Genomic DNA, 15,196 nt, shown 5'->3' with positions numbered 1-15,196 from the left:
GTCAGCCGAAGCGGCCGCGGATCAGCGAGCGTCGCGGCCCCCGGATGATCACCGAGCCGCACACCACCCGTCCCGTCAACACGACGTGCGGCCGCCCTTCGCCGGGCGCGTCTTTGCGGCGGTCGCTGGCGCTGCCGACGTAGACCTCCACGTCGTCGATCGACGCACTGGCGCCGTCGGGCAATCGGATCTCCACCGAGCCGAACCGCATGTCGAGTTCGATGACCACCACCGGGCCCGCGAACCGGGCCTTGGTGAGGTCGAGTTCGATGGAGCCCAGCCGGCGGACCAGCGCCAGGCGGGTGGGCACCGTCCATTCCCCTTGGCGTTTCAGTGAGCCGGCCCAGCCGCGCAGCTCGACCCGGTCGGCCGCGGACGTGACGATCGCGCCCGGACCGGGCAGGTCACCGACCAGCCCGTCCAGATCTCCCCGAGTGCGGGCGTAGGAAACTTGCGACGAGCGCTGCTCGAACTCGTCGATATCGATCAGCCCGAGCGCGACGGCGTTGTGCAGTCGCCGCATCGTGCCGTTGCGGTCGGCGTCCGAGACCCGTAACGCCACCATCTCTCCACCGGTCTCAGTCATGGCCTTTCCTGACGCTTGAACCCTCGGCCTACCCTCGCAACTTACCGCCGGGATGGGCCGCCGGCGTCAGGCCAGGAAGTCCGGCGGCAGCGATTCGAACATCACCTTGGTCATCCGAACCGCGTATTCGGAGCTGCCACCCCCGACGATCAGCGAGGCGAACGCCAGATCGCCGCGGTATCCGGCGAACCAGGAATGCGATCCGCCCGGGAATTCGGCCTCACCCGTCTTCCCGTAGACCGCGCCGCAGCCGGCGATCTCCTTGGCGGTCCCGTTGGTCACCACCAGCCGCATCATGGGCCGCAGCGCGTCCACCATCTTCGGGCTGATCGGCGTGGTATCGCCCTGAACCGCGGTCGCCCGGCCCGCGATGAGCTGCGGTGTCGGGGTCTTGCCGGCCGCGACGGTCGCCGCCACCAGGGCCATGCCGAACGGGGTGGTCAGCACCTTGCCCTGGCCGAAGCCGTCCTCGGTGCGCTCGGCGAGGTCTACCGTCGGCGGCACCGACCCGGTCACCGTGGTGATGCCGTCCACCTGATAGTCCAGCCCGATCCCGTACCGGGTGGCCGCCTGCGTCAGACCCCGGGGCGGCATCCTGCTGCTGAGCTCGGCGAAGGTGGTGTTGCAGGAACTGGCGAACGCCCGCGACATCGGCACCACCCCGAGGTCGAAGCCACCGTAGTTGGGGATGGTGCGGTGCCCGATGTCGATGTGGCCCGGGCAGCCCAGCATGGTGTTGGGGGTGGCCATGTCGCGGTCGACGGCGGCGCCCGCGGTCACCATCTTGAACGTCGACCCGGGCGGGAACAGGCCGGTGGTGGCCAGCAGGCCGTCCGCGTCGGCGCCCCCGTTCTGCGCGATCGCCAGGATCTCCCCGGTCGACGGCTTGATCACGACCATCATGGCTTTGCCGCCGCGGGTGTCCACCGCGCGCTGGGCGGCGTTTTGCACCACCCGGTCGAGCGTGATCGAGATCGACGGCGCCGGTGAACCCGGCACCTCGTGCAGGACTTCGACTTCGACACCGTTCTGATTAACGCTGACCACCCGCCAGCCCGCCTCGCCGTCGAGTTGGTCGGCCACGGCTTTCTTCACCTCGGACATGACCGCCGGCGCGAAATGCGGGTCGGTGGGCAGCATCTCGGGCTGGGGGGTGACCACGACGCCGGGCAGCCGGCCGATCGCCGGGAAGACCTTGTCGTTGTCGTCGGGATGCAACGTCACCAGGTCCACCGGCTGGGTGGCCGAGCTCGCCTGTTCGGCGAGCAGCTGCGGGTCGTTCAGCGTGCCGTTGAAGGGGTGCAGGACGTCCACGATCGCGTGCGCCGTCCCGCTGAGGGCGGCTCCGGAGCCGGCCTGGGTGGCGTCCAGCGTGTAGTGGTACAGGTAGCCCGGCACCAGCACGTCGCTGCCGCCGAGTTCGTTCACCGAGGCACGCCGCGGCGCATCGGCGCGCAACGCGAACGTCTGATGCTCGCCGAGTTTGGGATGCAGGCCGGTGGTGGTCCACCGGACCTCCCAGCGCCCCTCATCGCGCGCCATTTTCAGCTGGCCGTCATAGGTCCAGGTCCGGTTCTTGGGCAGGTGCCAGGTGAAGCGATAGCCGACCGTGCCGGTGTCCTCGGCGTACTTGGCATTGAGGATCTGCGTGTCGAGGTGACTCGCCTGCAGCCCCGCCCACGCCGCGTTGAGCGCTTCGCGAGCCTCGTTGGGGTTGTCGCTGAGTTGGGCAGCGGTGGCGGTGTCGCCGATGGCCAGGGCGCCGAAGAACTTCTCGGCCGCCGGACCGGGGCCGTCGGGCCGTGGAGTGCAGCCGGACATCGCGACGGCCGCAAGGAGCAACAGCCCTGAGGCTGACGAGGCCCATGTTGTTGTAGTTACCATCGTTGCTGATGTTATGAACTGCCGAGCCAACACCTGCGCAGACACACCGTGGCCGAACCGTTATGCACGCGCCGCCGCCGAGAGTCACACCAGAGTGGCGCCCGACTAGCCCGCTAGTCGAGCAACACCGTCGCGAAGTTGCCCACCTCGGCGAAGCCGACTCGGGCGTATGCGGCGCGAGCCACCGTGTTGAAGCTGTTCACGTACAGGCTGGCGGTGCGCCCGCTCCCGACGATCACGGCGGCCACGGTCGCGGTGCCGGCGGTGCCGAGGCCCAGGCCCCGCCACTCGGGGTGCACCCACACCCCCTGGATCTGGCCGACACCCGGCGACTGCGAGCCCACTTCGGCCTTGAAGACGACCTGGCCGTGCTCGAAGCGGGCCCACGCGCGGCCCGCCGCGATGAGGCTGGCCACGCGCCGCCGATAACCCCGACCGCCGTCGCCGAGCCGGGGGTCCACGCCCACCTCGCCGATGAACATGTCCACGGCGGCCACCAGATAGGCGTCCAGCTCGTCCGGCCGGACCTGGCGCACCCCGGGGTCGATGTCGCAGTTGGGATGTCTGGACAGCGCCAGCAGCGGCTGGTGCTCGCGCACGTCACGGGCCGGGCCCCAGGCAGACTCGAGCCGCTCCCACATCCGCATCACCAGGTCGGCCCTGCCGACCAGTGACGAGCACCGGCGCGTTCCGCTCATCGCCTCGTCGGCGAAGGCGTCCATGTCCGCCGGGGCGCCGCGCAGCGGGATCAGGTTGGCGCCGGCGAAGCACAGCGACTCCTCCGCGCCGCGCAGGGTCCACAGCTCCCCGCCGATGGAGTGGGGGTCGATGCCGTGGTCCGCCACCCGCGCCGCGACCATGCACGACCCGACGGGATCCTCGTCGAACACCCGCCAGACCGCGGCGGCGTCGCGCACCACGGACACCCGTCGCTCACCGACAAGGCGGAAGAGGGGCGGAGCCGACATCTGGCGAACTCTCTGTGGTGCGAACTAAAGGGCGAGCAAGAGGGAACCGGCCCCCATCAGCTTACGGTCACGATCGGCGAACCGCTTGATGTTGTGTCAGGACCGTGATCGGTCCCCGTCGACGCGGTCATCTCGGCCGCCAATCGCTGAGCCTCCTCGATGAGCGTCTCGACGATCTGGGCTTCCGGCACGGTCTTGATCACTTCGCCGCGAACGAAGATCTGCCCCTTGCCATTTCCGGACGCGACGCCCAGGTCGGCCTCGCGAGCCTCGCCCGGACCGTTGACCACGCAGCCCATCACGGCGACCCGCAGCGGCACGTCGAGGCCGTCCAGCCCGGCGGTGACCTCGTTGGCCAGGGTGTAGACGTCGACCTGCGCGCGACCGCAGGACGGGCACGACACGATCTCCAGCCCGCGCGGCCGCAGGTTCAGCGACTCGAGAATCTGGGTGCCGACCTTGACCTCTTCGACCGGCGGCGCGGACAACGACACCCGGATGGTGTCGCCGATCCCCCGCGACAGCAACGCGCCGAAGGCCACCGCGGACTTGATGGTGCCCTGGAAGGCCGGCCCGGCCTCGGTCACGCCGAGGTGCAGCGGATAGTCGCACTGGGCGGCCAGCTGCTCGTAGGCGGCGACCATCACGACGGGGTCGTTGTGCTTGACGCTGATCTTGATGTCACCGAACCCGTGGTCCTCGAACAGCGAGGCCTCCCACAGCGCGGACTCGACCAGCGCCTCGGGGGTGGCCTTGCCGTACTTCTCCATGAAGCGCTTGTCCAGCGAGCCGGCGTTGACGCCGATGCGGATCGGGATGCCGGCCGCGGCGGCGGCCTTGGCGACCTCGCCGACCCGGCCGTCGAATTCCTTGATGTTGCCGGGGTTTACCCGCACCGCGGCGCATCCGGCGTCGATGGCGGCGAAGATGTACTTCGGCTGGAAGTGGATGTCGGCGATCACCGGGATCTGGCTGTGCCGGGCGATCTCGGCCAGCGCGTCGGCGTCCTCCTGGCGCGGGCAGGCCACCCGCACGATGTCGCAGCCGGCGGCGGTCAGTTCCGCGATCTGCTGCAGCGTCGTGTTGACGTCATGGGTTTTGGTGGTGCACATCGACTGCACCGAAATCCGATAGTCGCTGCCCACCCCGACGTCGCGGACCATCAGTTGGCGTGTTTTGCGCCGGGGGGCGAGCGTGGGCGCCGGAGCGTCCGGCATGCCCAGGCCAATGGTCAATGTTCTAATTCCTTCAACTATTGGAAGAGCCTGATCGGATTGACCAGATCTGCGGTCACGGTCAGCAACATGTACCCGACCACGAACACCAACACCACGTAGGTGGCGGGCATCAGCTTGAGGTAGTTCACCGGTGCGGCCGCGACCATGCCGCGGGCCGACCGGACGAGGTTGCGGATCTTTTCGAACACCGCGATGGCGATGTGGCCGCCGTCGAACGGCAGCAACGGCACCAGGTTGATCGCACCCAGAATGAGGTTCAGCTGGGCCAGGAAGAACCAGAACGCCACCCACAGCCCATGGTCGACGGTGTCGCCACCGATGATGCTGGCCCCCACCACGCTCATCGGCGTCTGCGGGTCGCGCTGACCGCCGCCGATGGCGTGCACCAGCGCACCCACCTTGGTCGGGATGGTGACCAGCGCCTTGCCCACCTCGCCGGTCAGGTCTCCGGTGAACGCGACGGTGGCCGGCACCGCCGAGAGCACCCCATAGTGCGCGGGCGCGAGCTTGACGGCGGCGACGCCGATGGCGCCGACCGTCGCGGGTGCCGCTTGACCGTCCTGCCCATTGGCCCCATTGGTCAGGAAGCGCTGGGTGGGCGTGACGTCGACGTAGGTGGTGATGTCCTTGCCGCCACGCTCGACGACGACCGGAACGGTGCCGTGCATCTTGCGGATCGCGGCGGCCATGTCCTCGAACGTGGAAACCGGGGTGTCGCCGACCTTGACCACGACGTCGCCGGCGCGGATTCCGGCCACCGCGGCCGGACCCGGACCGGTGCAGTCCGCGATCTTCCCCGGGGCCACTTCCGGTGCGACACAAGCGGTTTCGCCGATCACCGCCCTGGTCGGCGGATGCAGGTTCGGCAATCCCCAGACCAGTGCGATGCCATAGATCAGCACCAGGCAGATGACGAAGTTCATGGCCGGCCCCGCGAACAGCACCGCGACACGCTTCCAGGCGGCCTGCTTGTACATCGCGCGGTCGGTTTCGTCGGGGGCCAGCTCCTCGACCGAGGTCATTCCGGCGATGTCGCAGAAGCCGCCCAGCGGCACGGCCTTGAGGCCGTACTCGGTCTCACCACGCCGCGTCGACCACAGCGTGGGCCCGAACCCGACGAAATAGCGACGGACCTTCATGCCGGTGGCGCGAGCGACCCACATGTGGCCGCACTCGTGCAAGGCCACCGAAATCAGGATGGCAAGGGCGAACAGCACAATGCCGATAACGAACATCATCTCTGCTGCAGGACCTTTCTCACACCATTCCGGAGGCGTTGACGGAGGCCTCGGTGGGCCGTGCGTGTGCGACGGCGCGTCGCGCTCGCTCCCGCGCCCAGCGCTGCGCGTCTAGTACCTCATCCACGTTAGCGGGTGAAACCGCCCATTGGTCTGCGGCGTGCAGCACGTCGGCGATGGTTTTCACGATGACCGGGAATCCCACCCGGCCCTGCAGGAATGCCTCGGCGGCTTCTTCGTTGGCCGCGTTGTACACGGCGGTCATGCAGCCGCCGGCTTGGCCGGCATGCCGGGCCAGTTCGACGGCGGGGAAAACCTCGCTGTCCAGCGGTTCGAATTCCCAGCTAGAGGCGGTGCTGAAGTCGCACGACGCGGCCACCCCGGGCACCCGGTGCGGCCAGCCCAGGGCCAGCGAGATGGGCAGCTTCATGTCCGGGGGGCTGGCCTGGGCGACGGTCGAGCCGTCAACGAACGTGACCATTGAGTGAACAATCGACTGAGGGTGCACGACGACCTCGATGCGGTCGTAGGGGACGCCGAACAACAGGTGCGTTTCGATGAGTTCGAGACCCTTGTTGACCAGCGAGGCCGAGTTCAGCGTGTTCATCGGGCCCATCGACCAGGTCGGGTGGGCGCCGGCCTGTTCCGGGGTGACGCCCTCGAGCTGGGCGGCGGTCCAGCCGCGAAACGGCCCGCCGGAGGCGGTCAGCACCAGCTTGGCGACCTCGTCGGGGGCTCCGCCGCGCAGGCACTGGGCCAGCGCGGAATGTTCGGAGTCGACGGGCACGATCTGACCCGGCCGCGCCGCGCGCACCACCAGCGGACCGCCGGCAACCAGGGATTCCTTATTGGCCAGCGCCAGCCGTGCGCCCGACTCCAGTGCGGCCAGCGTCGGCCGCAGGCCCAGCGCGCCCACCAGCGCGTTGAGGACGACGTCGGCTTCGGTGTCTTCGACCAGCCGGGTCACCGCGTCGGGGCCGCGGTAGGGGACGTCGGCGATTTGCGCCGCGCGCTCGTCGGCGACGGCGATGTTGCTGACCCCGGTCTCGGCGCGCTGCCGCAGCAGGGTGTCCAGGTTCGCGCCCCCCGCGGCCAGGCCGACCACCTCGAAGCGGTCCGGATGGGCCGCTATCACCTCCAGCGCCTGGGTGCCGATCGAGCCGGTGCTGCCCAGCACCAGCACGCGCAGGCGGCCCTCGGGCGTCGCGTTCGTCACCCACTCATTGTGCCCCGCCCGGTGACGATGCGGGGTGCGCGAGACCCCGCCGCGGGTATGCCAGAATCGCTGCAGAACCGAGGAAAGGGATTCACCGTGGCCAGTACCGAGGTGGAACAGTTCACCGGCGTCGACACCGTTGAGGTGCCGTCGGCGGCGTGGGGTTGGAGCAGGATCAATCACCGCACCTGGCACATCACCGGCCTGGTCGCCTTCGTGTTCCTGCTGGCGATGCTGCGCGGCAACCACGTCGGCCACATCGAGAACTGGTTCCTGATCGGGTTCGCCACGGTGGTGCTGGTCGCCCTGGTCCGCGACCTGTGGGGCCGCCGGCGCGGCTGGATCAGGTAGCCGCCACCCGGGTGCCCTAGCGTTGCGCCCGTCGGTACCAGGCGCCGCCGATCGCGACGACCGCCAAGCCGAGCAGGGCCGTCGCCCATGGCCATATTCCGTGCTGATACACCCAGCCCGCCAACGTCCCCTGCACGCGCCCGGCCGCGGTGATCACCGCGTCTTGAGGGTCGGCGTTCGCGCCTAACACGCGCAGCTCGTAGCCGCCGTAATAGGCCACGTACAGACCGACCAGCAACAGCAGCGCGCCACTGATCCGTCTGACGAACGGCAGGATGCGCCGCAGACGGTCGACCATCGCCGAGCTCGCGGTCACCGCGGCGACGGCCAGTACACCGACGACCAGGGTCAGGCCCGCGATGTAGGCGAGGTAGATCGACACGGCCGTGACGATCGATCCACCCCGCAGGCCCGCCGCCGTGACCGCCAGAAAAGGCCCGATGGTGCACGACAGGGAGGCGATCGCGTAGCTGATGCCGTACCCGTACATGGAGCTGAGCCGCGCCGTGGGTGCCCACCGCGGGCCCAACCCCCGAGGGGTGAGGGCCGACAGCTCGCGGCCCGACAGCAGCCAAACCCCGAGCACGACCAGCACCACGCCTACGATCACCGTGGCATACGGCAGGTACCGCTGCACGGTCGTGGCAGCCGATATGGTCAGCGCGCCGAACGAGCCGAACACGGTGAGGAAGCCGAGCGCCATCCCGATGGTGGCTGCCAGTGCCCGCCCGGCCGCGGCCGGACCCGACGACACCCCCGGTCGCCCACCGGGTTGCTGACCGCGCACCACCAGCAGCAAGTAAGCGGGCAGCATGGCAAAGCCACACGGGTTCAGCGCTGCCACCAATCCGGCGGCAAAGGCCAGGCCGACGAGGCCCTGATCCACGGGGTCAGGACCTCAGTGCGGCAACCCGGTCGGACAGCTCCTGCTGCGACATCGCCGAGGTCGGGTTGTTCACGAAGGTCGAACTGCCGTCGGCTCGGTAGAACACGTAAGCGGGCTGCCAGGGGACGTTGTAACGAGCCCAGATCGAGCCGTCAGTGTCGTTGAGATTGGTGAAGTTCAGGTTGTACTTGGCGACGAAGTTCTGCATCGCCGCCACGTCCGAATGGGCCGCGACGCCGACGAAGGTGACACCCGGATTGGCGGCGGCCACCTGGCTCACGCCCGGGGCTTCGGCGTTGCAGAACGGGCACCACGGCGTCCAGAACCACAGCACCGCGGGCTTGCCCTGCAGGCTGGCGCCATTGAACGGCGCACCACTCAGGGTCGTAGCGGTGAATTGCAGACGGTCGTCGGCGGCCAGCGCTCGGGATGCGTTGCCCACGCCGAATATCACCGTGACCGCGACCAGCGCCGCGGCGAATACTTTGCTCGCGGCTGAAAAGCGATTCCTCATGGCACACCCTTTCTTGCTGGAGCTCTTTTGCTGGAGTTATGTCCTACTCGACGCGACAGCCCCTCGCCCGGTTCATCACCCCTACCCGCCTTCGGCGGCCACCTGTCCGCAGGCCCCGCCAATTCGCCTGCGCTCCAGCTACCCGCCTTCGGCGGCCAGCTGTCCGCACGCCCCGCCAATTCGCCTGCGCTCCAGCTACCCGCCTTCGGCGGCCAGCTGTCCGCAGGCGGCGCCAATTCGCCTGCGCTCCAGCTACCCGCCTTCGGCGGCCAGCTGTCCGCAGGCGGCGCTGATCTCCCGGCCGCGCGTGTCCCGGACCGTGCACGAGACCCCCTGCGCCCGGACCCGCCGCACGAACTCCCGCTCCACCGCCTTGGGGCTGGCGTCCCATTCACTGCCCGGCGTCGGGTTGAGCGGGATCAGGTTGACGTGCACCAGCGGGCCGAGCGCCCGGTGCAGGCGCTTACCCAGCAGATCGGCCCGCCACGGCTGGTCGTTGACGTCGCGGATCAACGCATACTCCACCGATACCCGACGACCGGTGACATCGGCGTAGTAGCGGGCGGCGTCGAGCGCCTCGGTGATCTTCCACCGGTTGTTGACCGGCACGAGCGTGTCGCGCAGTTCGTCGTCGGGCGCGTGCAACGACAGCGCCAGCGTCACCCCGAGCCGTTCGTCTGCGAGTTTGCGGATGGCCGGGGCCAGGCCGACCGTCGAGACCGTGACCGAGCGGGCCGAAATGCCGAAGCCGTGCGGCGGCGGTTCGGTGATGCGCCGCACCGCGGCCAGCACCCTGGCGTAGTTGGCCAGCGGCTCCCCCATGCCCATGAACACGACGTTGGAGAGCCGATCGCCGAAATCGTCACGCAGGGCGACGGCGGCCGAGCGGACTTGTTCCACGATCTCCGCGGCCGACAGGTTGCGGGTCAGCCCGCCCTGTCCCGTCGCACAGAACGGACAGGCCATGCCGCAGCCGGCCTGCGACGAGATGCAGACGGTGTTGCGCTGCGGGTAGCGCATCAGCACCGACTCGAAGGTCGTCCCATCGGTGCCGCGCCACAACGTCTTTCGGGTCTGCCCGGCATCGCAGGTGACTTCGGCGGCCGAGGTGAGCAGGTGCGGGAACATCGCCTCGGCGACCCGGTCCCGCACGGCCGCCGGGAGGTCGGTCATCTCGCGGGGGTCGGCGATCAGGCGGCCGTAGTACTGATGCGCGAGCTGCTTGGCGCGGAACGCCGGCAGGCCCAGCTCGGCGACGGCCGACGCGCGGCCTTCCGCGTCGAGATCGGCCAGATGCCGAGGCGGCCTGCTGGGGCGGGGTTCGGTGAAAACCAGTTGTTGGACCATGACCAGTCCAGTATCGGCCCTCTCAGTGCACGAGTGTCAGCACCGTCCACGCGGCGACCGCCGACGGGAGCACGCCGTCGAGCCGGTCCATCAGACCGCCGTGGCCGGGCAGCAAGCGGCCCATGTCTTTGATGCCCAGGTCGCGCTTGATCTGGGACTCGACCAAATCGCCCAGCGTGCAGGTGACCACCAAGACGACACCCAGCAGCGCACCGATCCAGGGCTGTTTGCCGGCCAGGAAGGTCGCGGTCAGGATGGCCGCGGTGATACCGAAGAAGAGCGAACCGGCGAAACCCTCCCAGGACTTCTTCGGGCTGATCGCGGGAACCATCGGATGCTTGCCGAGCAGCACGCCCACGGCGTAGCCACCCACGTCGGAGGCCACGACGGTGACCATCAGGCAGAAGACCCGGCCCGCGCCGTCCTTCGGGTAGACCAGCATGGCGCCGAAGGAGGCGAACAGCGGCACCCACGCGGCCAGGAACACCGTCGCGGAGGCGTCGCGCAGGTAGTTGGCCGACGGAGACCCGGCGAACGGCTCCGGTCGCTTGCTGTTGTCCTGCATGAACAGGCGCCAGACGTTACAGACCACCACGGTGGCGCCGAAGCCGGCCAGCGCGCCGGCGGCATGAAACGGCCACGTCAGCCAGACGGTGACCTGACCGCCGATCAGCAACGGAATGAGCGGGATGACGTATCCGGCCTCGCGCAGCCGTCGCGCCACCTCATGGGTGGCGACGAAGATCGCGGCCGCGACGATGGCAACCCAGTAGCGCGGCGCGAACACCAGCGTCACGATGAGAGCGCCGCCGATTCCCGCGCCCACCGCGATGGCGGCGCGCAGGTCGCGTCCCGCGCGGGACGTCTTCTTGGCCGGCTGCTGCGTGGTGTTCTTGGCCTCACGCGCCGGCTCGTCGGGCGTGCTGGCTGCGCCGGTGCTTGCCACGGACCCTGGGTGAACTCAGCTGCTGGGCGGTCGCTAGACCTCCAGCAGCTCGCCTTCTTTGTGCTTGACCAGGTCTTCGATCTGGGTGATGTACTGGTGCGTGGTCTTGTCCAGGTCTTTTTCCGCGCGGCCGACCTCGTCCTCGCCGGCCTCGCCGTCCTTACGGATGCGGTGCAATTCCTCCATCGCCTTGCGGCGGATGTTGCGCACCGACACCTTGGCGTCTTCCCCTTTGCCCTTGGCCTGCTTGACCAGCTCCCGGCGCCGCTCCTCGGTGAGTTGCGGCACCGCCACCCGGATCAGAGTGCCGTCGTTGGTCGGATTGACGCCCAGGTCGGAGTTGCGGATCGCCGTTTCGATCGCGCCGAGCTGACCGGTCTCATAGGGCTTGATGACGACGAGCCGCGCCTCGGGCACGTTGATGCTGGCCAACTGCGTGATCGGGGTGGTGGCGCCGTAGTAGTCGATGACAATCCGGGAGAACATGCCCGGGTTGGCGCGGCCGGTTCGAATGGTTGACAAGTCGTCACGGGCCACCGCCACGGCCTTCTCCATTTTCTCTTCAGCGTCGAAGAGAGCCTCGTCAATCATCGTTCGCTCTTCCCCTCAGGTGGTGACCAGTGTCCCGATTTTCTCACCGGCGACCGCGCGGGCGATATTGCCATTGGTCAGCAGGTTGAACACCAGGATCGGCATGCCATTGTCCATGCACAGGCTGAAGGCGGTGGCATCGGCCACTCGCAGCCCCCGGTCGATGACCTCGCGATGGCTGATCGCGGCGATCAGCTCGGCTTGCGGATTCTGCCGCGGATCCGCCGAGAACACCCCGTCGACTGCCTTGGCCATCAAGACCACCTCGGCGCCGATCTCCAGCGCCCGCTGCGCTGCGGTGGTGTCGGTGGAGAAATACGGCAGGCCCATGCCGGCCCCGAAGATCACCACCCGCCCCTTCTCCAGGTGACGGACGGCGCGCAGGGGCAAGTAGGGCTCGGCGACCTGTCCCATGGTGATCGCGGTCTGGACGCGCGTGACGATGCCTTCCTTCTCCAGGAAATCCTGCAGCGCCAAGCTGTTCATCACCGTGCCGAGCATGCCCATGTAGTCCGAACGGGTGCGTTCCATGCCCCGCTGCTGCAGCTGCGCGCCGCGGAAGAAGTTGCCGCCACCGATCACGACCGCGACCTGGACACCGTCGCGAACCACCTCGGCAATCTGGCGGGCCACCCGCGCCACGACATCGGGATCCAGCCCGACCTGGCCCCCACCGAACATTTCGCCGCCAAGCTTGAGCAACACCCTGGAGTACTTGGGCCGCGTTAGGGGCTGACCGGCAGCTGATCCATTCTCCGGCGCCGTGGGCTCCGGCTTCGGAGCCGCCGCGCCGGCGGCTTGGGCCTCCCTGGACTCCGTCATCAGGCTCCTCGCATGAGAGTGCCATCCCGGGCTGACCTCATCCGGAACGGCATTTCACATCCTGCCTCATCGCAGCACAATGCGGCGTCGGCGGGGTGCGTTATGCGCAGAGTTTGGCGATGCGGACGGCTTTTCGCGGCCGTCGGCCAGGTGACGCCGACACTGGCGCCGGCTTGGCCACCTTGGGGCTGCGGATGTTTGAGCGATGGCCGGCAAGGGGAATCCGCACCATCGCGGTGGGAATTCACGGTCTTGAGAATAAGGGCCAGCCTCGCCGTATGACCGGACCGGTCGCTTTGGCGATCGGCATTGAGCGCATCGCTCAAGGTACGCCAACGAGAGGAACTAATTCCATGGCGGACAACAACTCGGGACCTGCTGAAGCTGTCAAGGGCGTCGTCGAGGACGTCAAGGGCAAGGCCAAGGAGGCCGTTGGTGCGGTGGCAGGTCGTGACGACCTCACCCGCGAGGGCCAGGCCCAGCAGGACAAGGCGGAAGCACAGCGCGACGCGGCAAAGAAGGAAGCCGAGGCCGAGGCGGCGCGAGGCGGCGCCAAGGCCGCTGAGGAGCGCCAGAAGGCTAATCAGTAGCTTGCTGGGAGGATGGGTCCGGTCCGTGAAAACGGACCGGACCCATCGACTTTTCCAGGCCAGGACGATCGCGTCCGGTTAGCCGGGCCGATGCGGTCCGCAGCCAATTCAACACAGTTTGCATAGTTTCGCGGCGAGCGGGTAATCATCGCTGCGCTGCAGACATCTCTTCGTGAGGTGCCTACGGGCGGGGGGAAGCAGACCGACACGGAGTTTCGGGAGATGTCGTTGGACGTTCTACTGCTGACGGACGCGGAAGACTTCGATCGCGCTCTGCCGCCCCTAAGTTCGTTTGCGCGAATCATGCGGCGCGCGCCCCTGACCGGTGACGGCCACGGGCCACCCGATCCCGGCGACGTCGCGATCGTCGACGCTCGCAGCGACCTTGTGGCGGCCCAGGCGGCCTGCCGCCGCCTGACAACGAATATGCCCGCTACCGCTGTGGTGGCCCTGGTGGCGCCGGTTGACGGGGTGCCGGTCGACGCCGACTGGAACGTTGACGATGTCATGCCGCCCGGCACCAACGCGGACGAGGTGCAGGAACGGCTGCGACGCGCGATCGCGCAGCGGCGCAGCGCAATCAACGGCAGTCTGCGCTTCGGTGCCCTGCTGTTGCACCCGACCAGCTTCACCGGGTCGCTGGAAGGCAAGGACCTGGGTCTAACGCTGACCGAGTTCAAGCTGCTGAGTTTCCTTGTGCAGCAAGCCGGTCGGCCGTTTACCCGGACCCGCCTGATGCACGAGGCGTGGGGCTATGACAGCAACGGTCGAATCCGTTCGGTCGACGTCCACGTCCGGCGGCTGCGCGCCAAGCTCGGCCCCCGCCATCAGTCGATGGTCGACACCGTCCGGGGTGTGGGCTACATGGCGGCGACGCCACCGCATCCGGAATGGATCGTCAGTGGTCCCACGTCGCAACCGGGTCACCCATTCACGCCGGCACAATGAGCCCGAATCTCTCTGTCCCAGAGAGACTTTGGATTGATCAACCGAATAGCGGGAAGGCGCGCTTGCGCGCGAGCGCGTCCATGCCTTCCTGGATGGCGTCCTGAATCTCGCGATACTTGCGGTCGACGTATGCTTCGTCCTCCGCGCGTGCGGGGTCGTGGTCGAGCTCGACGACCGGCATGAACCGGGTCCTGATCCTGGCCGGTAGCGGCAACTGCGGAAGCGCCGCCGGTGCGATCCCCCACGGCAGCGAGATGGCCAACGGGAACACTTTGAGGCGCAGCAGGCGGTCCAGCCGCAAAGCTTTCGACAGCTTGTCACCGCGGATGAGCACCGGCATCGCGTCGGCACCGCCGACCGTGGCGATCGGAACGACGGGCACGCCGGCCCGAATCGCCATCTTCACAAAGCCTTTTCGGCCCGCCAGGTTGGCCCGGTCGCGTTCGGTCCACGGGCGCAGCGAGTCCACTTCTCCACCGGGCCACAGCGCAACATCACGTCCTTCGGCCAGGGCGGTGGCGATCGCGTCCGGGGCGGCCGGAAGCACACCCATCGCCCGGAAGTACCGGCCGATCACCGGAATCGCCATCAACGCGTCATGTGCCGTGCCGTGCAGCGGGCGTTCCTGCCCGAAACGCCGCCACCATTGCAGACCGACGGTCCAGGCGTCCCAGACAAACGGAGCGCCGGAGTGGATCCCCACCAGTAGCGCCGGCGGTGCCGGGACGTTTTCCCAACCGTCGATCTCCATGCGAAACCAGTAATCCACCAGCACATTCCACAGATACTTCTGACGCTGCAGAGTGGTCTCGTCCTGTCCGCTGAGATCCCACCTGCCGGCCCGCTCGGCGACCCAGCCGCTCAATCCGCCGCCCTGATCGCTACGCCGCTCCTCCATCGTCGCCCGCACCTGCTCTGCGTGCACTTGCGCCTGTTCGCGTACTTCGGCTGGCCTGTGATCTGGGTTACTCATGGGTGCGGTGTACCCGATTCATGCGCGCACGATGCAAACGCCGGTTGGAAAAACGTTGCAGAAACGGACCTCCCCGCGTCGCACGCGCGACGCGGGGA

16 protein-coding genes are annotated in these 15,196 nt (G+C 68.2%); 3 read left to right on the top strand and 13 right to left on the bottom strand.

Annotated features, from left to right (window positions below):
• Nucleotide 1: 1 nt before the first annotated feature.
• The 6 genes from AWC17_RS22885 to dxr form a co-directional block, all read right to left on the bottom strand.
• Complete coding sequence (locus AWC17_RS22885; protein ID WP_046183440.1) at nt 2-586, bottom strand: DUF1707 SHOCT-like domain-containing protein; 585 nt, start codon at nt 584-586, stop codon at nt 2-4.
• Between the two features lie 66 nt (nt 587-652).
• Nucleotides 653-2,470: a penicillin-binding transpeptidase domain-containing protein gene (locus AWC17_RS22880; RefSeq protein WP_046183441.1), complete on the bottom strand. Its 1,818-nt coding sequence runs from the start codon at nt 2,468-2,470 to the stop codon at nt 653-655.
• Nucleotides 2,471-2,583: 113 nt separating this feature from the next.
• Nucleotides 2,584-3,438: a GNAT family N-acetyltransferase gene (locus AWC17_RS22875; protein WP_046183442.1), complete on the bottom strand. Its 855-nt coding sequence runs from the start codon at nt 3,436-3,438 to the stop codon at nt 2,584-2,586.
• A 56-nt stretch (nt 3,439-3,494) separates the two neighbouring features.
• The gene (gene ispG, locus AWC17_RS22870; protein ID WP_046183443.1) at nt 3,495-4,673 is read right to left on the bottom strand and encodes a flavodoxin-dependent (E)-4-hydroxy-3-methylbut-2-enyl-diphosphate synthase; all 1,179 of its coding nucleotides are present in this window, start codon (nt 4,671-4,673) and stop codon (nt 3,495-3,497) included.
• A gap of 17 nt (nt 4,674-4,690) precedes the next feature.
• Nucleotides 4,691-5,914 (bottom strand): M50 family metallopeptidase, encoded by a 1,224-nt coding sequence (locus AWC17_RS22865; protein ID WP_046183444.1) that lies wholly within the window; start codon nt 5,912-5,914, stop codon nt 4,691-4,693.
• A gap of 19 nt (nt 5,915-5,933) precedes the next feature.
• Nucleotides 5,934-7,130 carry a 1-deoxy-D-xylulose-5-phosphate reductoisomerase gene (dxr, locus tag AWC17_RS22860; RefSeq protein ID WP_046183445.1) on the bottom strand — a complete coding sequence of 399 codons (1,197 nt, stop codon included), beginning with the start codon at nt 7,128-7,130 and terminating at the stop codon, nt 5,934-5,936.
• Nucleotides 7,131-7,226: 96 nt separating this feature from the next.
• On the opposite strand from dxr, the gene AWC17_RS22855 reads away from it, so the two are divergent.
• A complete protein-coding gene (locus AWC17_RS22855; RefSeq protein WP_046183453.1) occupies nt 7,227-7,481 on the top strand; it encodes a DUF2631 domain-containing protein in 255 nt (84 codons plus the stop codon).
• 16 nt (nt 7,482-7,497) lie between these two features.
• Here the strand turns inward: AWC17_RS22855 and AWC17_RS22850 are convergent, their stop codons facing one another.
• The 6 genes from AWC17_RS22850 to pyrH form a co-directional block, all read right to left on the bottom strand.
• A complete protein-coding gene (locus AWC17_RS22850; RefSeq protein WP_046183446.1) occupies nt 7,498-8,367 on the bottom strand; it encodes a cytochrome c biogenesis CcdA family protein in 870 nt (289 codons plus the stop codon).
• Between the two features lie 4 nt (nt 8,368-8,371).
• A complete protein-coding gene (dsbE, locus tag AWC17_RS22845) occupies nt 8,372-8,881 on the bottom strand; it encodes a disulfide bond-forming protein DsbE (protein ID WP_046183447.1) in 510 nt (169 codons plus the stop codon).
• 252 nt (nt 8,882-9,133) lie between these two features.
• Entirely contained in the window at nt 9,134-10,228 is a 1,095-nt protein-coding gene (rlmN, locus tag AWC17_RS22840) for a dual-specificity RNA methyltransferase RlmN (protein WP_047321724.1), read from the bottom strand.
• 22 nt (nt 10,229-10,250) lie between these two features.
• On the bottom strand, nt 10,251-11,174 hold the full coding sequence (locus AWC17_RS22835) for a phosphatidate cytidylyltransferase (protein ID WP_046186786.1): 924 nt from the start codon (nt 11,172-11,174) through the stop codon (nt 10,251-10,253).
• 33 nt (nt 11,175-11,207) lie between these two features.
• Nucleotides 11,208-11,765 (bottom strand): ribosome recycling factor, encoded by a 558-nt coding sequence (frr, locus tag AWC17_RS22830; RefSeq protein ID WP_046186785.1) that lies wholly within the window; start codon nt 11,763-11,765, stop codon nt 11,208-11,210.
• Nucleotides 11,766-11,780: 15 nt separating this feature from the next.
• On the bottom strand, nt 11,781-12,587 hold the full coding sequence (pyrH, locus tag AWC17_RS22825; RefSeq protein WP_046186784.1) for a UMP kinase: 807 nt from the start codon (nt 12,585-12,587) through the stop codon (nt 11,781-11,783).
• A gap of 353 nt (nt 12,588-12,940) precedes the next feature.
• On the opposite strand from pyrH, the gene mbp1 reads away from it, so the two are divergent.
• Complete coding sequence (gene mbp1, locus AWC17_RS22820; RefSeq protein ID WP_046186783.1) at nt 12,941-13,177, top strand: microaggregate-binding protein 1; 237 nt, start codon at nt 12,941-12,943, stop codon at nt 13,175-13,177.
• Between the two features lie 222 nt (nt 13,178-13,399).
• Nucleotides 13,400-14,125, top strand: coding sequence for a winged helix family transcriptional regulator (locus tag AWC17_RS22815; RefSeq protein WP_046187230.1), 726 nt, complete (start codon nt 13,400-13,402; stop codon nt 14,123-14,125).
• Between the two features lie 37 nt (nt 14,126-14,162).
• Here AWC17_RS22815 and AWC17_RS22810 read toward each other — a convergent pair whose 3' ends face one another.
• Nucleotides 14,163-15,098 (bottom strand): lysophospholipid acyltransferase family protein, encoded by a 936-nt coding sequence (locus tag AWC17_RS22810; protein ID WP_046187229.1) that lies wholly within the window; start codon nt 15,096-15,098, stop codon nt 14,163-14,165.
• Nucleotides 15,099-15,196: the final 98 nt, after the last annotated feature.

This window comes from Mycobacterium nebraskense, from assembly GCF_002102255.1.
In the GTDB taxonomy this organism is placed as follows: domain Bacteria; phylum Actinomycetota; class Actinomycetes; order Mycobacteriales; family Mycobacteriaceae; genus Mycobacterium; species Mycobacterium nebraskense.
Note: the sequence above shows the minus strand (reverse complement) of the source record. Positions and strands in the feature narration are given on the sequence as shown.